Here is a 21,090-nt window from a genome sequence, read left to right on the forward strand (position 1 = left end):
TTTGGACAATTTTTACTAAAATGGTAGCTCTTCGTTTAATTCCTTGTTTAGATGTCGCTCATGGCAGAGTGGTTAAAGGTGTAAATTTTGTTAACTTGAGAGACTCAGGCGATCCTGTTGAATTGGCTTGTAGATATTCTGATGAGGGCGCAGATGAATTAGTATTCTTAGATATTAGAGCTAGTGTAGAAAATAGAAATACATTAGTTGAACTAGTCTCTAGGACCGCAAAATCAGTAAAAATCCCATTTACAGTAGGTGGAGGAATAGATTCTGTTTCTTCAATAAATGATCTTTTAAGAGCTGGAGCGGACAAAGTGAGTTTGAATTCTTCTGCGGTTAGAAATCCAGATTTAATTTCTAAAAGTTCTAGAGAATTTGGTAATCAATGTATCGTGATAGCAATTGATGCTAAAAGAAAAGTTAATAAGACTGATGAATGGGAGGTATATGTAAAAGGAGGGAGAGAAAATACTGGAATAGATGTATTAAGTTGGGCAAAAAAAGTTGAGGAGTTAGGCGCAGGAGAAATTTTGCTTACTTCAATGGATGGTGATGGCACGCAGAATGGATATGATTTACATCTGACTGAATCTGTTGCCAATATTGTTAACATTCCAGTGATTGCTTCTGGAGGAGCAGGTTGTTTAGAAGATATCTACGATGTTTTCAATGAAGGCAGGGCATCTGCGGCACTTTTGGCATCATTACTTCATGATAAGAAACTTTCTTTAAGAGAAATAAAGACTTTCCTCCTCGAAAAAAAACTTCCAATTAGACCATATGAATAAAAAATTTAATTTAATCCCAAAAAATAAATAAGTTTAAAACTTAAAAATGAAATTCACAAAAACTATCGAAGTTAAAAATATATTTAATAAAATTTCTTATAAATATGACTTTTTAAATAATCTATTTAGTTTTGGGCTTCAAAGATTATGGAAAAGGAAATTAGTTAATTTATTGGAACCTCTAGATGGTGAAGATTGGGCTGATTTATGCTGCGGAACTGGAGATTTAGCATTCTTAATTTCTGAGAGAGTAAGTCCAAGGGGTTCAATTACTGGGATTGACAGTGCTGAGAATATCCTAAATATTGCAAAGAAAAAATCAGAGCTTAAGAAAAATAAATTTATTCAGTGGGAAATTAAAGATGTATTAGAAATTAATGATTATTCAAAAAGTTTTGATGGGATTTGCATGTCATATGGACTAAGAAACTTGAATAATGTTGAAGAAGGAATAAAAAAAGTTTTTGATCTTTTGAAGGATAAGGGAAGGGCAGGATTTCTTGATTTTAATCACTCAACAAGAAATTCTTTATCTAATATTTTTCAGAAAATTTATTTGAGATTAATTGTAGTAACAATTTCACGGCTTTTTAGTTTAGGTCCAGAGTACGCGTATATTGAAAAAAGTATTAGTAATTTTCCAAAGAAAAATGAGCTCATAAATATTGCTAAGGAAGTTGGATTTAAAAAAGCTGAATATAGGACTATTTTGGGGGGGCAAATGGGAATACTAATTTTAACTAAATAAAGAATTTAGTTATTTTTTTTTCTCCAACAAAAAGAACACTTACCCCATCTTTTGATTTCGCCCTCAGGAGTTGGGGAATTACAGAGAGTACAAATGCACATATTATTTTGATGGATTCTGCTTGGATGCTTTGCCCAGACTATCTTTGCATTAGTAGCTTTAATATTTTTATTTTTAATTTCGTAATTTTGTATTATTTTTATTTCATTCAAAGTTATTCCAATTTTCTCTATTCTCTCTTTTAATTTATGCTTGTTATAAATTAAAGCTTGGCGCCACTGTGGATGATTTACTGCAATAGTAAGTATTTTTTTTTCAATATTTAATGGTTTGCATTCTTGAAATAGTTCCAAACCGATTAAGTTCTTCCAGTTTTCGTTGATTTTAGAAAGTTTATCTAAGTCTCCCCATGATTTTTTGAAATTATCAAGACAACTTTTTAACGGAAGTGGATCCCTTCTATTCAATATTGGCAAATACTTGTTGTCCAATTTGTAAAATTTACTTATTAAGACTAAAGTTAAACTAATCTTCAAAAAGATGCTTGTTGTTTTAATAAAGAATTTGTGAAAGTTATTGGATCTGCAGCTAAGACAGTTTTTTATTTAAAAAAAATTCAGAGTCAATATCCAAGCTGGAGACTTCTTTACAAAATAAAATGTAAAAGTACCGAAAATGAGCTAACAAACCTGCTTGGATATTCTGAACTAAAGAGAAACAAGCCAGTAGCGATAATCGCAAGAGAACAGTTCTCAGGGTTTGGACAAAACTCAAGAACTTGGGTTTCTCCAAATGGCGGCATTTGGTTAAGTGCCGCTTACCCAATATTTTCAAAAGAATTTGCAAGTCAAATATTTAATTTATCTTTAGGTGTTAAGTTATGTGAAATGCTTAGAGAAAAGAATATAAATGTTTGTTTGAAATGGCCAAATGATATTTTTTTTGGTTCAAAAAAGTTGATTGGATTTTTACCAAGGGTGATAACAAGAGGCAAAGAAATTATCTATGTAAGAGTAGGACTTGGTATGAATGTTTTAAATTACACTCCATCAGAGGGTATTTCATTATCAAAAGTACTTCAAACTAAGAATATTAATCAACATTATTGGACAGCCAAAGTTCTTAAAGCTTTTAATGATTCAATTAAATGTAATAAGAAGACAGAATATGTGATTAAATCTGCAAATAAGTTTCTTACTAAAAGTTTTTTGCCAAGTGGATATTGTCCTCACACATGGAAAATTAAAGATATTGATTCCAATGGGAATTTAAGAATTGAAAATGAAACTCAACTTAAGGTAATTAGAAGTTTTTGAATTTAATTAACTTTTAATTCAACTATTCTTCCATCTTTAAATTTAGCTATTTTTTTTGCGCGATTTGCAACTTCATCTTCATGGGTAACTAAAACTATAGTTATTCCTGATTCATGCAGCTTGTCAAACAGATCTAATACATCTTCAGTGGTTTTTGAATCTAGTGCTCCAGTAGGTTCGTCTGCTAATAAAATTGCAGGGTTATTGATAATAGCCCTTGCGATAGCAACTCGTTGTTGTTGACCTCCGGATAATTGGTTTGGACGATTATTCATCCTTTCTGAAAGGCCAACTTTTTTTAAGGCATTCTTACCTCGCTCTAATCTTTTTTCAGGATCAATACCAGCATAAATCATCGGCAAAGTTACGTTTTCAAGTGCAGTTGCGTCTGATAGAAGATGAAATTGTTGAAAAACGAAGCCTAATTTTTGGTTACGTATTTCTGCGAGCTCATCATCAGATAAATTCTCAACAGGAATACCATTTAATTTATAAATACCTTCAGATGGTCTATCTAAACATCCAATAATATTCATAGCTGTACTTTTGCCTGAACCACTAGCTCCCATTACAGCTAAATAATCTCCTTTATAAATTTCTAAGTTTATGCTGTCTAAAGCTTTAACAGTTAGATCCTCTTTCCCATATGTTTTAGATATATTTTCTAAACTCGCAACTTTCTTAGACATTTATTGAAGAATTCTTCTAGGAAATATTGTTTGCTATAGCAATAATATCTTTTAGGAAAGGAGTTTCTGAAACTGCTGTATTAGCTAATTTAAAAAGAGGATTGGATAGGATTCCTCCAAGAGCAGTTACTGCGACACAAGTATAAAGTGCAATTCTCAAGGGAGGTAAACCTACAATTCCCCAATTAATTTCAGGATATGATTTGACTATTTCAGAAGCTTCCTGTGGTTCTTTAACTACCATCATTTTTATCACTGAAATGTAGTAATAAATAGATATAACTGAAGTTACTAATCCAACTATTACTAATAGATATTGATGATTAGCCCAACCTGCAAAGAACAAGTATATCTTTCCAAAAAATCCTAACATTGGAGGTAGACCTCCAAGAGATAGAAGACAAAGGCTTAAGCCTAATGTAATGAGAGGATCTTTTTGGTAAAGTCCTGAGTAATCAAGAATTCTGTCAGAACCAGTTCTTAGTGAGAAAAGTATTACACAAGAAAATGCACCCAAATTCATAAACAAATATGCAGCCAAATATAAAACAGCTGCTGATAAACCATCTTGTGTGCCAGATACTATTCCAATCATTACAAATCCTGCTTGACCAATAGAACTGTAAGCCAGCATCCTTTTCATTGAGGTTTGAGCTAGAGCTACAACATTTCCTAGAGCCATGCTCAATATGGCCAAAATGGTAAATAAAAGTTTCCATTCTTCGTCAAAAGAAGAGAAAGTTGTGCTTAATATCCTTATTGCAAATGCAAAGCCTGCTGTTTTTGAACCAACAGATAAAAAAGCTACTACAGGTGTAGGTGAACCCTCATATACATCAGGAGTCCATTGATGAAAGGGAACTGCAGCAATTTTAAATGCAACTGTTGATAAAACAAATACAAGAGCTAGTGATGTAATAAAGGATGGCTTATTGATAATTTCTAAACCTATTGTTGCTAAATTTGTTGAACCACTTAATCCATAAAGAAAAGAGGATCCATACAAATAGACAGCAGCAGCCGCTGATCCAACAAGGAGGTATTTTAAAGCCGCTTCTGAACTTCTCGGATCTCTCTTGAGGTAACCAGAAAGTAAGTAACTTGCTACAGATAAAGTTTCCAGCGAAATAAATACACTAATAAGGTCAGTAGATCCACACAAAAGCATTGCACCAAGTGTGGCCGAAAGAACTATCGCGGCAAACTCGCCAATTGGGCTGCCACTTTGTTCTGTATAACGCCAACTTATAAGTAAAGATACTAAGGTTGATAAAGAAATTATTGCTCTAAATGCGATTGCTAAATTATCTGAATTAAAGGACCCAAGAAATGCGCTTTCTACCGGATTACTCCATTGCAATGCCAAACTAACAAGAGAACTCCCAATTGATAAATAGCAAATTATTGGTGCCCATTTTGATGCAGTTTTTTCTCCAGCTAAATCTACAAGAAGTGTTCCAACAATACCTAATAAAATAAAAGCCTCTGGAATAATGGCTTGAGCATTTAAATTAATTGTAAAGATTTCGTTGGGCACTTTATTAAATTGGATTAAATTAGATGTTTGATTGTAAGGGTCTAAGAGTTAATCTTAACTTGATTATAATTTGTGGGTATGATTTTTGAAATTTTAAGAAGAAATTACTTGAAAAAGCTTCAAATAATCATAATATGCCCTAACTGAACAAAAACACCAATTTTTGAAATAAACCTTGGATCACACACTTGTTATTGTTGAAAGTCCCACCAAAGCAAAAACCATAAGAAAGTTTTTGCCTTCTAATTATGAAGTTCTAGCTTCAATGGGACACGTAAGAGATCTTCCAAAAGGAGCTGCTGAAATACCTGCTGCGGTTAAAAAAGAAAAATGGTCAAGGATAGGAGTTAATACAACAGAAGATTTTGAACCACTTTATATAGTTCCAAAAGATAAGAAAAAGGTTGTTAAAGAGTTAAAAGATGCATTGAAAGGTGCGACCCAGCTATTACTGGCAACTGATGAAGATAGAGAGGGAGAGAGTATTAGCTGGCATCTCCTGCAAATACTTAAGCCAAAAATACCAACTAAGAGAATGGTTTTTCATGAAATTACGAAAAAGGCAATTAATAAAGCTTTAGACCAAACAAGAGAAATTGATATGGAACTTGTTCAGGCTCAAGAAACAAGAAGAATCTTGGATAGGCTTTTTGGATATGAATTATCCCCTTTACTTTGGAAGAAGGTAGCACCCCGATTATCTGCTGGTCGTGTTCAATCAGTTTCTGTAAGACTTCTTGTTAGGAGAGAGAGAGAAAGAAGATCCTTCAAAAAAGCTAGTTACTGGGGGATTAAAGCTTCCCTAGTAAAAGATAATGTTACTTTCGAAACTAAGTTATTTAGTTTAAATGGTCAAAGAATTTCTAATGGTTCTGATTTCGATGAACAGACCGGCAAATTAAAACAAGGAAATAAATCTCTAATAATTGGAGAAGAAAAAGTAAATGACTTATTGAAGATTTTTTCCTCTGAGAATTGGTTAGTCTCAAAAATAGAAAAAAAACCATCTACTCGTAAGCCAGTTCCTCCATTTACAACTAGTACATTGCAACAAGAAGCAAACAGGAAGCTTCGTTTGTCTGCAAGAGAAACAATGAGATGTGCCCAAGGCCTATATGAGAGAGGGTTCATAACATATATGAGGACTGATTCGGTCCATCTTTCCGAACAAGCTACAAAAGCTGCTAGAGAATGTGTCAGCTCTATGTATGGAAAAGAATATTTATCTAACTCACCAAGACAATTTAGTTCAACTGCAAGAAATGCTCAAGAAGCACACGAAGCAATTAGGCCTGCAGGTGAGGTCTTTAAAACACCAAAGGAAACAAATCTAACTGGTAGAGACTTATCTCTTTACGATTTGATTTGGAAAAGAACTGTAGCTAGTCAAATGGCGGAAGCTAGGCTAACAATGATTAATGCTGAAATTAGTGTGGGGGACGGATTATTTAAATCGAGTGGGAAAAGTATTGATTTCCCAGGATTCTTCAGAGCTTATGTTGAGGGAAGTGATGACCCAAGCTCATCCCTTGAACAACAGGAAATTATTCTCCCAAACTTAACTACCGGAATATGTCTTGAAGTTACTAATAAGGAATCTACTTTTCATGAAACTAAACCGCCCGCAAGATATACAGAGGCTGCATTAGTTAAAGTTCTTGAAAAAGAAGGGATTGGAAGACCATCTACCTATGCAAGCATTATTGGGACAATTGTGGATAGAGGCTATGCAAATATATCTTCCAATACTTTAGCTCCAACGTTTACAGCTTTTGCTGTTACTGCTCTTTTAGAAGAACATTTTCCTGATTTGGTTGATACAACTTTTACTGCAAAAATGGAATCTTCATTGGATGAAATATCTTCAGGTAATCTTGAGTGGCTACCATACCTTGAGACTTTCTATAAAGGTAAAAATGGTCTTGAGGTAAAAGTTCAGAAAACAGAGGGTGATATTGATGGTAAAGCTTATAGACAAGTTGATTTCGAAGACCTTCCTTGCGTAGTCAGAATAGGCTCGAACGGACCTTGGCTTGAGGGTACAAAAATTGATGAATCTGGCAACGAAATTCAGGCTAAAGGGAACCTTCCAATGGATATTACTCCTGGAGATTTAGATATAAAGCAAGTTGATCAAATTTTAAGTGGCCCATCAGATCTTGGAACTGATCCGAAAACTGGGGAAAAAGTCTTTTTAAGATTTGGCCGTTATGGACCTTACGTACAGTTGGGAAATAATGATCAAGATAAAGCTAAACCAAGAAGAGCTTCATTACCCAAAGAGTTGAAAACTGATGATCTAACCCTAGATGAGGCTCTTGTACTTTTAAGTTTGCCTAGATTGTTAGGAGCTCATCCTGAAGGAGGAGTTGTTGAGGCTGATAGAGGAAGATTTGGCCCTTATATTAAATGGATTAAAAATGAAAATGAATCTGAAAATAGATCCTTAAAGAAAGAGGATGATGTTTTTATAATTGATATTAAACGAGCATTAGAAATTCTTGCGATGCCAAAAATGGGTAGAGGTGGTCAAGAGGTACTTAAAGACTTTGGAAAACCGAAAGAATTTAAAGAAAAAATTCAAATATTAAATGGAAGATATGGCGTATATTTAAAATGTGGAAAAACTAATGTTTCGATTGCCAAAGATACTGACATAGAAAAATTTACTATTGATGACGCAGTATCTCTTTTAGAAGAAAAACTAAAAGATAAAAAAGGCGTAATTTTAAAAAAAACAAAGATTAGTAATAAAAAAACTATAAGGAAAAAGAAAAGTTAGAAAATATGATTCTTAAAAAAAAAGAACTTTTTTTATTAATTTTTTTAATTTTCTTGCAATCATGCTCTGGAGGTAGGATTGGTAATTTTCTTGAAAGTAGTTTTAATGATTTAGAAAAAAAAAGCAAAAATGAAGATTTACAAAATAACTTTTTATATAAAAACAATATAAATTTAGAAAAAGAAAACAAAAAATTTGATGATAAAAAAAATAAAAAGATTAAAAAAGTAGAAAAGCCAAAAAATGTTTCAGAAAATAAAAACGATATAAATTTAGAAAAAGAAAACAAAAAATTTGATGATAAAAAAAATAAAAAAATTAAGAATCTTTCAAAAAAAAGAAATATTGATCTTCAATCTTACAAAATAATATTCATCTTAAAAGATGTAGATCCCAAAGATCCTACTGAAGAGTTAAGTTCCATATTAAGTAATTCTGAGGTAAATTTTGAAATAGAAAAGATTGAACGTATCTTGGATTCAAAAAATAAAAGTACTAATAAAAATTAATTAAAATATTCAATAGTAATGAAAATAACAACAAAAACTGAAGCATTAAATATTGTCGAGACATCTTATTTAGCATCTCTTTCATCTTTGTTATGGGTTGCATTATATTATTTACCAATTGGGGGAGCTTTATTAAGGTTGATTTTACCTCTCCCAATGATCATGTTGCACTTGAGAAGAGGAACTAAAACTGCATTGGAAGGACTCCTAATACAATTTCTACTTTTATTTATAATAATGGGTCCTGTTAGAGGAACTTTATTTTTATTTCCTTATGGGATCTTGGCTTTTTGGTTGGGCTGGTGTTGGTTAAGAAAAAAAAGTTGGAGATTTAGTTTGACTGTAGGAGTTATTATTGGATCACTTGGCTTTTTCCTACGAGTAATAGCATTATCTACATTGGTTGGTGATAATCTTTGGGTGTTAATTACAAGAGCAAGTTATGGTCTACTAGAAAATTTCATTGGATTATTAAATTTACCTTTTTCTCCTTCAATTTTAAGTATCCAATTATGTGCAATTTTTTTAATAATTTTTCAAGAAATAGTTTATGTTTTAACGGTACATGTAGTTGCATATTCTCTGTTCCCAAGATTTAAATTAAATATCCCAGATCCTCCAAAATTTCTAAATAGCTTAGTTGATTTAAATAATTAAAAAAGTAAAAATGTATAGTACAGAATTAGGGATAAATTTTTTTGGTAATGAATCCAATAAAAAAAGACAACTTAATAAGATAGAAATACTGAAAAAAAATATTAATAATTTCAAAATATTTCTTGTAATTGCAGGCACTAGTACATCTCAAATTTCAGGAATTTCCGCTGCAGGTATTAATGCAAAATCAAGGCGAACAACTGCGCTCGCAGATGCCGAATTTTTTCTCAATGGTGCTTCAAAAGATCATAAATATAAATTGCCTCTTCTCAATGCAGGAGTAACTCCGGCCCTAATAAGTCATGTTTGTTTAAAGCTTATAAATATTTATCCAGTTATTGTTCCTCTGGGAATAGGAGCAAAGCCTTATTTTAACCATTTGGTTGTAGAAGATAGAGATTTGGGGCCATCAAATTGTCTTACTACTGGTAAATCGATGACCAAAGAGAGAGTTTTAAATCTCTATGAAAAAGGTCTTGCGACAGGAAGATCCTCAAAACAACCCATCTTAATTTCTGAATCTGTACCAGGGGGAACCACAACTGCTCAGGCAGTAATGGAAGCTTTTGGTTTGCGTGTGTCTAATTTAGTAGGGAGTAGTTTATTTAAAGCGCCAAGAGAACTAAGAAGAAAAGTAGTTCAAAAAGGATTGTTAAATGCAAAACTAAAGACTGATTTTGACCCTTTTGATGTTATAGCGGCGGTAGGTGATCCTTTCCAAGCTTTCTCAATGGGTCTATTAATTGGTGCTAGGTTAGCAAAACAACCTGTTATGTTGTCTGGTGGAAGTCAGATGTTAGCGATCATTTTGCTCGTATTAGAATTCTTAGATGTAAAAAATCAACATGACTTTATTGAAGATGTTTTTATTGCTACAACTGGGTGGCTTGTGAAAGATAATTCTCTAAATGATTTATTAAATTTAATTAATGAAAAATATGATGTAGAGTTGTTAGGCTTAGCAAGTCCTTTAAATTTCAAATCTTCAAAATACAAAGAATTGAAGGATTATGAACTAGGACATGTAAAAGAAGGTGTAGGTGCTGGTGGAATATCATTGCTTGCTTTCTTGCATGGATTTAAAAATGAAGAAATAGTTTCATTGTGTCAACAAAATCTGGAAATGATGAAGGGCCTAGGTCAAATTTCTTTAGAGAAGGATTGCTGAATGTTTTCAAAATTTGCAACCAGAAGAGAGTTTTTAAATTGTGGTAAGCTTTCGCTTTTATTTCTCTTAAACTCTTGCAGTAATACTCCTAATAAAGTAAAAATTTCACTTCAAAATTCTTTTTATCCAGAATCTTTTAAAGATACGATTCCAAAAGATTGGAATCAGGAAAAAATTAATTTTGAAAGTATCCAGTTACAAAAAAATAGAAATGAAATTTTCAATTCTGAATTTACTTTGATAAACGATGGATGGATTACTAGTATAGATTTTAATGAATTTGAAAAAATAAATGATTATCCACTAATCGAAAATTTGGATAAGAGATCAATAGATTTTTTAGGAAGTTTTAATCAAAATCAGAGAAATAAATTATTTCCTATTGGCGTAGTGCCTTATACAATTATCATTAAAAATAATAAAGAGTTTATAAATTCAGCTAGAACTTCTTGGGATTTTCTTCTTTCTAAAAAATTAACTGGGAAAATCATTTTTCCACAAAGTCCCAGAATAATATTGTCAATTGCTCAAAAAATTAATTCATCTAATTCTTTAAAAAAACTCAAAAGCCAAGCAATGTTATTTGATGATAAAAATATGCTCAATTGGTTGATTAATACTGATGCTAGTGTCGCAATAGTTCCTTATAGTCTCTGCTCAAAATATTTAAAAATAGATCCAAGGCTTTCCTTAGTTTTCCCAAGCCAAGGAGTACCTTTGATGTGGCATTTTATACTTAGTAGATCAAATCTTAATAGTGCAATATTAATTAAATGGATTAAATCTTTAGAAAATAAATCAATAATAGATAAATTAGTAAGCCAGGGTTGGTATCTGCCATTCAATAATGATTATTTACAAAGTAAATATAAAGCTGAGACGTTTCCCATCTCAGGGCCTTCTGAACAATGTTGGGGAAATAGTTGGTCTTTCCCGGTCCTAACAAATGAACAAAAAATTAATTTTAAAAATTTCTGGAATGAGTCTTTAACCCCATAATCTTCTTTTCGGATTGTCAATTAATAAGTTATGGGTTTGCTTCAATAAATTTGGTATATCTAATTGACTAGGACATTTAGGAACACATTCATTACATTCTTGACAATATGAGGAATTTTTTTCTTCCCACCAGTGGCCAGCTTTGCCTATTAAATTGTATCTTTCTTTTGAAAATTCTAATTGGCCATAACCAATAGATATATTCCTTAAACGAAGTATTTCTGGAATAGGTATTTCATTTGGGCATGGAAGACAACATCTGCATTGTTCACATTTGGTTGCGTGTAATCTTTCATTAGCAACTTCCTCAATTTTATTCAGGGCCCTTTTTTCAAGTTTTGTAAGCTTCTCGAATGAGTTTCTAAGTTTATGCGCAAATTCAAAATCTTTTTTGTTTGTTGCCCCCAAGGATAAAGTTGTAATGCCTTTTGCAAGTAGAAAACGATACGCTAATTCTAATGGATGAAAAGGTTTAGAGGCCTCTAACAAAATATCACTTGGAGAATATAATCTACCGCCTTTATCAGCAGGCGATATTGCTAATACTCCCATACCTTTTTTTAAAGCTTCCTCTGCCAAAGAAATTTTGGATTGATCTAAATAATGTAAATGAAGACTACAAAAACTAAAAACTTCACAGTAAATTGCATCTTTAATTAGTGAATAACTTCCGTGAGAACTGAAACCAACTTGATCAACTAGTTCCTTTTCAAGTACCCATGATATGAATTTCCTACCCTCCCCAGCTAGAACCCAATCGAGATGTTGTTTTAAGTTGAGTCCGTGAATTGCAAGATTATTAATTTTCTTGCGATTTAAATTTTTAAGAGACTTTTTAAAATTATTTTTTAAAAAGTCAAAATCACCCTTTGGTAAAACTTTAGAAGTAATAACCCAATTTTTTTCTTTTATATTCTCTTCTATTGCTAGTTTTTTTATTGAATTTCCAATAAGTGATTCAGCATCACCATACGAAGGTGCTGTTTCTATGTGGTTAATTCCTACATAATATGCATTTTTTATTATGCTATACATTTTTTCGAGACTTTCAGTTGCTCGCATTGTCCCTAGAGTAAATAAGCTCACTTTCGCCCCTCTACCAAATGATCTTTTTTGTGAATTAATAATCATCTAAATATGATCAATTTCTTTTTATTTACTCTTTAATTTATTTATAGTTGAAAATCATTTAAAGTAAATTAAAGTAAATACAAAATTTTGCAAAAAAATTTTTCTTAAATCTATGTTCACAGGAATAATTCAATCAATTGGAAAACTAAAACAAGAAAAAAATACTTTAGAAATTGAAATTCTAGATAATTTGTTTGATATGGCAATTGGTGACAGCATAGCTGTTGATGGAATTTGTTTGACAGTTAAAGAGATTTTTCAAAATAAATTTACTGTTGATGTTAGTGAGGAAACATTAAAAAAAACAACTTTAGGAGTAAAGTCGAACCTGAATCAGACTGTTAATTTGGAGCCCGCTCTTAGGGTGTCTGACCGTCTAGGAGGGCATATAGTCAGTGGACATGTTGATGGCCTTGGAACTGTTGAGAATATAGAAAAATTAGAGAAATCCTGGCTTTTAACTATAAAGTGGAAAAATAATAATTTTTCGAAATATGTAGTTAATAAAGGTAGTATTTGCGTAAATGGTATAAGTCTTACAATTGCAAAATATGAGCAGGAAGGAGAAATATTTACTATTGCGATAATTCCTCATACTTGGCATAACACAAATCTGAATAAATTAAATGTCGGCGACAGCGTAAACCTTGAGGCAGATGCACTAATTAAATATGTAGAGAAATTGCTTTTATTTAATAAAAATAGTAATCAAGATTTATCTTCAAATAATATTTCTTCGGAGTGGCTTAAAGAAAATGGTTGGTAAAATATATTTTTTCTAATTTAATGGAATCAGATAAATTGTTTTTGAATCTTTTTTAAGATCTATTTTAAATTCCTGACCAGGTTCTAGACCTAATTTTTTGGTGTAGGCATGACCTATTAATAGGTTCCCATTGCCATGAACTTTAGTTTTGAATTCTGTCTGTCTGCCTCTTGAAGCTCTATTACCAATTTTCCCCTGACGACCATTTCCTAATTTGTAACCCTTAGCTTCGATAAGCGCCCTATAAAAACTTTTCCTTAAGATTCTTCCGCTAGGACCGACGTAACCACAACCTTTTGCTATCTCATCTTCAGATTTTTTACTTAATAATTTTGCTTTTTCAAGAAGTTCTTTTCCCTCTAGCATTATCTGACAAATTTCTAATTATATATTCTTACTAAAAAGGAGAACTGTGGCAATATAAATTAATAAAAAATATATTTAATTTTTTAAATTTAGTTTTTTATAAAAGATACAAGATAATAAATAAAATAACCCATATTCCATCTACAAAATGCCAGTACAATTCAACAGCTTCCAATGGGAACATATTTTGACTAGTTAATCTTCCTCCATTGATTCTCGATTGCCAAGCAATAATTAAAATCATTAAAGTGCCTAAAGTGACATGTAATCCATGAAAACCAGTAAGAGCATAAAAAGTACTTGCAAATAAATTATCGGTTAATCCAAAGGGTAAATGAAAATATTCAAATAATTGACATATTAAAAAAATAATTCCAAGAAAAGCAGTAATTGTTAACCATTTTTGGGATTCAGAGTTTTTATCTTTTAAAAGTGCTTTGCCTGCTTTATGGAAAGTAGCACTACTAACAAGTAACAAAATTGTATTGAGTGTAGGTATTGGTAGTTCCAATTCATAAATAGCACCATCAGGTAATGGATTTACTGCTTTATAAGTTAAATAAGCAGCAAAGAATCCAGCAAAAGTCATTCCATCCGCAATTAGGAAAGTTATAAGACCAAACATTCTGAAATCTTCATGTGTTTCATTAACTTCAGAATTATTTTTTTGGATTTCTTTTGAGCTATCTAGAGTTGTCATGTGTTTTTATTTTTGTTCGGAAATTTCTTTACCATAACCATAAGGCTCTTCAACTAATGGAGCTTCTCCTTCCCAATTTTCAACTGGAGGAGGAGATGATGTTAACCATTCAGGTGTAAGAGCTTTCCAAGGGTTATCTCCAGCATCTTTACCATTTCTCACACTTAGTAATACATTAATTAAAAAAGGAATTGTACTTATGGCCATCAAAAGAGCCCCAAGGCTACTAATTTGATTAACGAACTGGAATTGAGGATCATATTCTGCAACTCTTCTTGGCATTCCATTTAAACCAAGCCAATGTTGAGGCGCAAAGCACAAGTTAAATCCAATAAAAGTAATGATAAAATGTAAAATTCCCAATTTTTCGTTGAGCATTTTTCCTGTTACTTTGGGGAACCAATGATAAATTGAAGAGAAAATAATAAAAACAGTCCCCCCATAAACTATGTAGTGAAAATGAGCTACAACGAAGTAGGTATCATGTACGTGAATATCGAAAGGTACCTGTGCCAAAGCAACTCCTGTGATACCTCCGAAAACAAAATTTATAATAAATCCGCAAGAGAATAACATTGCACTATTGATGGAGATTTTGCCTCCCCATAATGTTGCAACCCAATTGAAAAATTTTATACCTGTTGGAACAGCAATAAATGCTGTGGCGATAGTAAAGAACAATCTCATCCAAGGGGGCGTCCCACTCGTAAACATGTGATGCGCCCATACAACTAAACCTAAAACTACTATCCCCATTATTGAAAAAACCATTGTTGTATATCCAAAAAGTGGTTTTCTAGCATGTACAGGAAGTATTTCACTAACTAAACCAAAGGCAGGAAGGACCATAATGTATACAGCTGGATGAGAATAAAACCAAAATAAATGCTGATAAACTACTACATTGCCACCTAACACAGGATTGAAAAATCCTGTGTTAGCGATGATATCGAAGCTAAGTAGGATTAAAGTGCCTGCTAAAACAGGAGTTGACAAAACAACTAATAGACTTGTCCCAAGCATTGCCCAACAATACATTGGTAATTGCATAAGTTTTAATCCTGGCCTTCTTAGTTTGATAATGGTCGCTATAAAGTTTATTCCACCAAATATAGAACTGCCTCCAAGTAATAGAACGCTAAGAATCCAAATAATTTGTCCGGATTGAGGAGTAGTTATGCTCAAAGGAGGATAAGCAGTCCATCCAGCCTGAGCAGCACCCTCAACAAAATAGCTTGCAACCAGCATCAACCCTGAAGGAGGAATTAACCAAAAAGCTACGGCATTTAATCTTGGGAATGCCATATCTCTTGCACCTACATAAAATGGAATTAAATAATTTCCAAAAGCACCGTTAACTACAGGCACTATCCAGAGGAATATCATTATTGTTCCGTGTAAAGTTAAAACTTGGTTATAAACATCTCTTGGCATAAAATCAGACATTGGACTAGCTAGTTCAATTCTTATGGCACTAGCTAAGGTTCCTCCTATTAAATAGAAAAGAAACCCGCAAACTAAGTATTGTATCCCAATTACTTTATGATCAAGGCTAAAACTAAAGTATCTAAGCCAGCCTTTAGGTTGAAGGCTTTCATTATTAGTTTTTTGTGGATCAATTGATATTGTCATAAATTTACCTCTGGTTTTTTATTTTTGTTAAACCATTCCTTGTAATCAGATGCTTCTTCAACAATTATGGAGGCTCTCATACCTCCATGATATGGGCCACATAATTCTGCGCAAATTATCGGATATTTTCCTACTTTTGTAGGAGTAAAATTTAGAATAGTCGGTTGTCCAGGAATAATATCCTGTTTAATTCTGAACTCTGGTACCCAAAAAGCATGAATGACATCTTTGGATTCCATTTTCATTGATACTTTTTGATCAACAGGAACGTGTAGTTCTCCTGATATGAAATTGCCTTTGGGATAATTGAATAGAAATGCAAATTGCATAGCTGAAACTTCAATTGATAAATTATTTGCTGCTATTTCATTATCAGAAGTTTGACTTATTCCAGCCCATATTTTTTCAGTGTTAGAACTCATCATTTCGTGGTTATGATTTAGTTCTTTCATCCCTCCCATTCGATCGTAGATGTTGTAACTATATAAACCTATTAATAAAACAATTATTGAAGGGATAATTGTCCATACAATTTCTAAGCTTAAATTTCCCTCTAAAGCAATACCATCTCCTATCTGATCATTTCTTTTCCTAAACTTAAATAAGCTATAAATAACTGCTATTGTCATTCCTATGAAAATAATTAATCCAATGATGAAAAGAATTTTAAAAAGTTCATCGTAAATTGGCGCATTAATACTTGCTTCCTCTGGGAGCAAATTTACATTAAAACCAATCCAAAAAGATATAGCAAAAACGAGGGAAATAATAAGTATTAAATAAATGTTTTTATTTAACAATTGTTCTTTAAAATTTGTATTTATATTTTCAAGATATTCAATTTTTTTAATCCTGCATCCTTTGTTAAAAGAAAAACATTTAAATTCACAACTTCTTAAGATTTATGAAATAAAAGGCGTATTATTAATAACTTTTTAGATTTAATTGTCAGGGAAAAAAGATTAAATTAGTAAATTATTTTTTAAATTAAACATATTAATTTTTAATTAATGTTTGGTTTTTGAATCTAATTTATTATGCAAAATAATAGGTTTTATCCATTTGATTAATAACCAATTATATAAATCAAAATATCTGACAATTTTTAAAAGGTTGGGAAGTCATAGTGTACTTGCACTTATCGCACTAATCGTAATTGGAGGAGCTACGAGAGTGATGGAGGCGGGACTTGCCTGTCCAGATTGGCCATTATGTTATGGATCTTTTTTTCCTTTGAATCATATGAACCTAAGGGTATTTCTAGAGTGGTTTCATCGTCTAGATGCTTTTCTGGTTGGGATATTAATTCTTTTTAAATTTGCCCTCGCAATTATTTGGAAAAATGAAATTCCAAATTGGTTACCTAAAACTTATTCATTATTACTTTTTCTCGTTATCATCCAAGGATCTTTTGGAGCTTTAACAGTAATAAACCTGCTTGATTCATATATTGTTACTGGCCATCTTTTAATAGCTTTTCTACTTCTCATCACAACAATTTCAATAAATCAAAATTTAGAAAATGAAGACATAGAAGAGCCATTAACTTGGTGGAGATTATTATTATTTGTTCCTCTTTTACTTACTCTGATTCAATCTTTTGTTGGAGTAAGGCTCTCATCAACCTGGTCAGCACATATTTGCTTATCTTCTAATAAACAATGTCTAATTCTAAATACTCATAAATTATTTGCTTATCCAATTGCTTTTTCAATTCTATTTATTATTGCTACTGCAATTTATAAAAGAAGTTTGCTTTATGAAAATTGGAAATATCTCTCATCACTTATTTTTCTCTTGTTTTCCCAAATTACTTTGGGTGTTTTAAGTCTTAAAACAAATTTGAATGAACCTATTTTTATTATCGGTCATCAACTTAACGCCTCTTTATTCATTGCGATATTAACAACATTAATTTTTAGAAATCCTTTTACTAAAAAAGGTCTAAAACACTCCCTTAATTCCCAAATGGTCGGTATCAATTCATGAACAGTAGTAACTTAGAAAACTTGAACTATAAATCTTCAATTAGGGATGAAGTAGTACCTTCAAGAAAAAAATTAACTTTGCCGCCTTGGCTTGAAGTGGCAAAACCCAGATTAATACCACTTTTACTGGCCACGACTTTGGGAGGAATGGCTTTAACAGATGAGTGGCCTTTGTCTTCACCGAAACTTATCTGTACTTTAGGAGGCGGAGCTTTGGCAGCAGCAGCAGCAGGAGCTCTTAATTGTTTGTGGGAAATGGAATTAGATAAAAGGATGACAAGAACTAGTAAAAGAGCCTTGCCAGCAGGAAAGTTATCATCTGAGACTGTATTTTTAGCTGCTGTATCATGTACATTGGCAGCTTCGATGCTTCTAGTAAGTGGTGTAAATTATTTAGCTGCGGGATTAACTCTTCTTGGTTTATTTAGCTATGTAATTTTATATACAGTTATTTTGAAACCTCGTACAACAAAAAATATTGTTTTTGGAGGAGTTGCTGGTGCGATACCACCTTTAGTTGGAGCATCTGCTGCCACTGGGCATGTAGGTCTTAGTGGTTGGTGGTTGTTTGGTTTGGTAATGTTATGGACTCCAGCTCATTTTTGGGCCCTTGCAATTTTGTTGAAGGATGATTACGCATCTGTTGGTATTCCAATGCTACCCTCTGTTAAAGGATCTGTTTTTACTGCTAAAGCGATTTCTCGTTACGGATGGTCAACAGTTTTAATGAGCATTATGGGAGTTTTTGCTTTACCTGAAGGGGGTCTCTTATACGGAATTATGTTATTGCCATTTAATGGAAGACTTTTGCAATTAATAAATGAATTAAAGAAATCTCCTGATGATCTTCCAAGAGCAAAGTCTCTTTTTAGGTGGTCTATTCTCTACATGTTTGGCATTTGTCTTTTGTTATTAATTTCCAGAACCCAACTATCCGTAGAATTTGAGCAGCAATCTATGCAAATATTTTTGTCTTTAGTATCTCTGCTTAGTAATTAAATTAGATGTAAAATGTTTTTTAAGTAAATAGTAAGTTTGATGAATTATATAAAAGTTAAAGAGCTCTCAAAATCATATTCAGATATCAAGGCATTAAAAAATTTATCGATGGAAATTGAAGCTGGCACATTATTCGGAATACTTGGTCCAAATGGTGCTGGCAAATCAACACTAATAAAAATACTCGCTACTTTAATAGAGCCTGATAGTGGAGAAGTTTTTATAAATAATATTAATCTAATAAAAAATTCAAGGAAAATAAGAGAATTAATTGGTTATGTTGCCCAAGACATTGCACTTGATAAAATATTAACTGGACGAGAGCTTTTGGATTTTCAATCAGATTTATATCACATCAACAAAAACAAAAAATTTGAAAGGATAAATACATTAATAGATCAATTAGAAATGAATGATTGGATTGATCGTAAGTGCGGAACTTATTCAGGGGGAATGAAAAGAAGAATAGATCTGGCAGCTGGACTTTTACATTTGCCCCAAGTATTAATTTTGGATGAACCTACAGTTGGTTTAGATATTGAAAGTAGAAACATTATATGGCAACTTTTGAAAGATTTGAGAAATAATGGAATGACCATTATTTTAAGTAGTCACTATCTTGATGAAATAGATAAATTGGCTGACAGATTAGTGATAATTGATGATGGAAGAGTTATAGCACAAGGGACTCCTGCAGAGCTCAAAAATAAATTAGGAGGAGATAGAGTAACTTTGAAAGTAAGAGAATTTAGTAATCAGGAAGAAGCAAAAAATATATGTCAAATATTATCTTCAATAGATGGAATTAGTCAGATTATCATAAATGAAGCTCAAGGTTTCTCGATAAATTTTGTAGCAGATAAGGAAAAAGATTTACTTACGAAGCTAAAAGTGGAATTGGCCTTCTCAAAGTTTGAAATTTTTTCTCTTACCCAAAGTCAACCAAGCTTGGATGATGTATATCTTCAGGCAACTGGGAAAACATTATTGGATGCTGAAATTTCTATGGCAGGGAAAAGAGACCTAAAAAAAGAATCAAAGCAATCCATGCGATAAAAAAACTTTTGGTTAACTAACTATAATGAATACTAATTACTGCTAATTATGGAATTACAACAGTATAATTTATTTTTTTTATATCAAGAAACATTTGCTTTAACAAAGAGATTATTTATTCAATTAAAAAGAAGACCATCAACTCTTTTGGCAGGAATATTACAACCCATAATTTGGCTTTTTTTATTTGGGGCATTATTCTCTAAAGCTCCTGAAGGTTTTTTACCAGGAGTTGATTCTTATGGAAATTTTTTAGGAGCAGGACTTATTGTTTTTACTGCTTTTAGCGGAGCTCTAAACTCTGGTCTTCCTTTAATGTTTGATAGAGAATTTGGATTTCTTAATAGATTACTTGTGGCTCCTTTAACCAGCAGATTATCCATAGTTTTATCTTCTTTTTTCTACATAACAATCCTAAGCTTTGTTCAGAGTATTGTAATAATGGTGGTTTCATACATTTTGGGTTATGGATGGCCAAACTTATATGGTTTAGGAATTGTTTTTACAACACTAGTTTTATTAGTTCTTTTCGTAACATCCATAAGTTTATGTTTGGCGTTTGTTTTGCCTGGTCATATTGAATTAATCGCTCTTATATTTGTAATAAACTTACCCCTTCTTTTTGCAAGCACTGCTTTAGCTCCAATCTCTTTTATGCCAAATTGGCTAGGGTGGCTAGCTTCATTAAATCCATTAACTTTTGCTATTGAACCTATTAGGACTGCCTATACACAAACTATGGATTTAGAAATAGTGGCTTTACATGCCCCATATGGTGATTTAACTTGTAAGAGTTGTATCTCAATTTTATTTTCTTTAACAGTTTTTTCCTTGATTATTATAAGGCCTCTGTTAAATAGAAAGTTAAATTAGAAATTTTATGCTTTTAAAAAATCATTTAATAGAAGTTTTTAAAAAAGCCTCTTTAGAAAATAATTTTTTGCTTAAAGAAAATGTTGTTCTCAAGTGGGTGCATAGATTTGGGATTGATTCTTTAAATGATTTATTAATCCATACCCCAGCTCTAGGGGAATATCAGCTTGAAGAAGAAAATCAAGAACAAATCACTTTAATTGATGAAGTAGGTGAAGAAGAAAATCAAGAACAAATCACTTTAATCGATGAAGTAGGTGAAGAAGAAAATCAAGAACAAATCACTTTAATTGATGAAGTAGGTGAAGAAGAAAATCAAGAACAAATCACTTTAATCGATGAAGTAGGTGAAGAAGAAAATCAAGAACAAATCACTTTAATCG

21 protein-coding genes and 1 pseudogene are annotated in these 21,090 nt (G+C 32.0%); 14 read left to right on the forward strand and 8 right to left on the reverse strand.

Annotated elements, in window-relative coordinates; translation table 11 throughout:
- Positions 1 to 20 precede the first annotated feature (20 nt).
- Together hisF and ubiE are read left to right on the forward strand one after the other, a co-directional pair.
- Positions 21 to 791: an imidazole glycerol phosphate synthase subunit HisF gene (hisF, locus tag HA148_RS02240; protein ID WP_209129818.1), complete on the forward strand. Its 771-nt coding sequence runs from the start codon at positions 21 to 23 to the stop codon at positions 789 to 791.
- Between the two features lie 46 nt (positions 792 to 837).
- Positions 838 to 1,539 carry a bifunctional demethylmenaquinone methyltransferase/2-methoxy-6-polyprenyl-1,4-benzoquinol methylase UbiE gene (gene ubiE / locus HA148_RS02245; RefSeq protein ID WP_209129820.1) on the forward strand — a complete coding sequence of 234 codons (702 nt, stop codon included), beginning with the start codon at positions 838 to 840 and terminating at the stop codon, positions 1,537 to 1,539.
- A 5-nt stretch (positions 1,540 to 1,544) separates the two neighbouring features.
- On the opposite strand, the gene HA148_RS02250 is transcribed toward ubiE, so the two are convergent.
- Positions 1,545 to 2,030 (reverse strand): DUF721 domain-containing protein, encoded by a 486-nt coding sequence (locus tag HA148_RS02250; protein WP_245151979.1) that lies wholly within the window; start codon positions 2,028 to 2,030, stop codon positions 1,545 to 1,547.
- Positions 2,031 to 2,105: 75 nt separating this feature from the next.
- Here HA148_RS02250 and HA148_RS02255 point away from each other — a divergent pair, with 75 nt between their 5' ends.
- A complete protein-coding gene (locus tag HA148_RS02255; protein WP_209129822.1) occupies positions 2,106 to 2,855 on the forward strand; it encodes a biotin--[acetyl-CoA-carboxylase] ligase in 750 nt (249 codons plus the stop codon).
- A 2-nt stretch (positions 2,856 to 2,857) separates the two neighbouring features.
- Here HA148_RS02255 and HA148_RS02260 read toward each other — a convergent pair whose 3' ends face one another.
- Both HA148_RS02260 and HA148_RS02265 read right to left on the reverse strand, forming a co-directional pair.
- Positions 2,858 to 3,544, reverse strand: a complete 687-nt coding sequence (locus tag HA148_RS02260; protein ID WP_209129824.1) for an ABC transporter ATP-binding protein — start codon at positions 3,542 to 3,544, stop codon at positions 2,858 to 2,860.
- Positions 3,545 to 3,560: 16 nt separating this feature from the next.
- On the reverse strand, positions 3,561 to 5,081 hold the full coding sequence (locus tag HA148_RS02265; protein WP_209129826.1) for an NAD(P)H-quinone oxidoreductase subunit N: 1,521 nt from the start codon (positions 5,079 to 5,081) through the stop codon (positions 3,561 to 3,563).
- 175 nt (positions 5,082 to 5,256) lie between these two features.
- On the opposite strand from HA148_RS02265, the gene topA reads away from it, so the two are divergent.
- From topA to HA148_RS02290, 5 genes are read left to right on the forward strand one after another with little or no spacing between them, the layout of a single operon-like run.
- Entirely contained in the window at positions 5,257 to 7,863 is a 2,607-nt protein-coding gene (gene topA, locus HA148_RS02270; RefSeq protein ID WP_209129828.1) for a type I DNA topoisomerase, read from the forward strand.
- 5 nt (positions 7,864 to 7,868) lie between these two features.
- Positions 7,869 to 8,372, forward strand: a complete 504-nt coding sequence (locus tag HA148_RS02275; protein WP_209129830.1) for a hypothetical protein — start codon at positions 7,869 to 7,871, stop codon at positions 8,370 to 8,372.
- Positions 8,373 to 8,390: 18 nt separating this feature from the next.
- The gene (locus HA148_RS02280) at positions 8,391 to 9,029 is read left to right on the forward strand and encodes a DUF2232 domain-containing protein (protein ID WP_209129832.1); all 639 of its coding nucleotides are present in this window, start codon (positions 8,391 to 8,393) and stop codon (positions 9,027 to 9,029) included.
- Between the two features lie 10 nt (positions 9,030 to 9,039).
- Positions 9,040 to 10,197 (forward strand): nicotinate mononucleotide-dependent phosphoribosyltransferase CobT, encoded by a 1,158-nt coding sequence (cobT, locus tag HA148_RS02285; protein WP_209129834.1) that lies wholly within the window; start codon positions 9,040 to 9,042, stop codon positions 10,195 to 10,197.
- The gene (locus tag HA148_RS02290) at positions 10,198 to 11,196 is read left to right on the forward strand and encodes a hypothetical protein (RefSeq protein WP_209129836.1); all 999 of its coding nucleotides are present in this window, start codon (positions 10,198 to 10,200) and stop codon (positions 11,194 to 11,196) included.
- On the opposite strand, the gene HA148_RS02295 is transcribed toward HA148_RS02290, so the two are convergent.
- Entirely contained in the window at positions 11,185 to 12,327 is a 1,143-nt protein-coding gene (locus tag HA148_RS02295) for an aldo/keto reductase (RefSeq protein WP_209129838.1), read from the reverse strand. The genes HA148_RS02290 and HA148_RS02295 overlap by 12 nt on opposite strands.
- A 112-nt stretch (positions 12,328 to 12,439) precedes the next feature.
- On the opposite strand from HA148_RS02295, the gene HA148_RS02300 reads away from it, so the two are divergent.
- On the forward strand, positions 12,440 to 13,093 hold the full coding sequence (locus HA148_RS02300) for a riboflavin synthase (protein ID WP_209129841.1): 654 nt from the start codon (positions 12,440 to 12,442) through the stop codon (positions 13,091 to 13,093).
- 12 nt (positions 13,094 to 13,105) lie between these two features.
- Here the strand turns inward: HA148_RS02300 and HA148_RS02305 are convergent, their stop codons facing one another.
- The 4 genes from HA148_RS02305 to coxB form a co-directional block, all read right to left on the reverse strand.
- The gene (locus tag HA148_RS02305; RefSeq protein WP_209129843.1) at positions 13,106 to 13,459 is read right to left on the reverse strand and encodes an AbrB family transcriptional regulator; all 354 of its coding nucleotides are present in this window, start codon (positions 13,457 to 13,459) and stop codon (positions 13,106 to 13,108) included.
- A 97-nt stretch (positions 13,460 to 13,556) separates the two neighbouring features.
- Complete coding sequence (locus HA148_RS02310) at positions 13,557 to 14,159, reverse strand: cytochrome c oxidase subunit 3 (RefSeq protein ID WP_209129845.1); 603 nt, start codon at positions 14,157 to 14,159, stop codon at positions 13,557 to 13,559.
- A gap of 6 nt (positions 14,160 to 14,165) precedes the next feature.
- Positions 14,166 to 15,791: a cytochrome c oxidase subunit I gene (ctaD, locus tag HA148_RS02315; protein WP_209129847.1), complete on the reverse strand. Its 1,626-nt coding sequence runs from the start codon at positions 15,789 to 15,791 to the stop codon at positions 14,166 to 14,168.
- Complete coding sequence (gene coxB / locus HA148_RS02320) at positions 15,788 to 16,591, reverse strand: cytochrome c oxidase subunit II (protein ID WP_209129849.1); 804 nt, start codon at positions 16,589 to 16,591, stop codon at positions 15,788 to 15,790. The genes ctaD and coxB overlap by 4 nt, the downstream gene beginning before the upstream one ends.
- A gap of 262 nt (positions 16,592 to 16,853) precedes the next feature.
- On the opposite strand from coxB, the gene HA148_RS02325 reads away from it, so the two are divergent.
- The 5 genes and pseudogenes from HA148_RS02325 to HA148_RS09550 form a co-directional block, all read left to right on the forward strand.
- Positions 16,854 to 17,780, forward strand: coding sequence for a COX15/CtaA family protein (locus HA148_RS02325; protein ID WP_209129851.1), 927 nt, complete (start codon positions 16,854 to 16,856; stop codon positions 17,778 to 17,780).
- Positions 17,777 to 18,778, forward strand: a complete 1,002-nt coding sequence (locus HA148_RS02330) for a heme o synthase (protein WP_209129854.1) — start codon at positions 17,777 to 17,779, stop codon at positions 18,776 to 18,778. The genes HA148_RS02325 and HA148_RS02330 overlap by 4 nt, the downstream gene beginning before the upstream one ends.
- A gap of 39 nt (positions 18,779 to 18,817) precedes the next feature.
- Complete coding sequence (locus tag HA148_RS02335; RefSeq protein WP_209129856.1) at positions 18,818 to 19,834, forward strand: ABC transporter ATP-binding protein; 1,017 nt, start codon at positions 18,818 to 18,820, stop codon at positions 19,832 to 19,834.
- A gap of 48 nt (positions 19,835 to 19,882) precedes the next feature.
- Positions 19,883 to 20,707, forward strand: a complete 825-nt coding sequence (locus tag HA148_RS02340; protein WP_209129858.1) for an ABC transporter permease — start codon at positions 19,883 to 19,885, stop codon at positions 20,705 to 20,707.
- A 7-nt stretch (positions 20,708 to 20,714) separates the two neighbouring features.
- Positions 20,715 to 21,090 (forward strand): annotated as a pseudogene (locus HA148_RS09550) (glycoprotein); the annotation flags it as partial.

The organism is Prochlorococcus marinus XMU1405 (genome assembly GCF_017696275.1).
GTDB classification, from domain to species: Bacteria; Cyanobacteriota; Cyanobacteriia; order PCC-6307; family Cyanobiaceae; genus Prochlorococcus_A; species Prochlorococcus_A marinus_AB.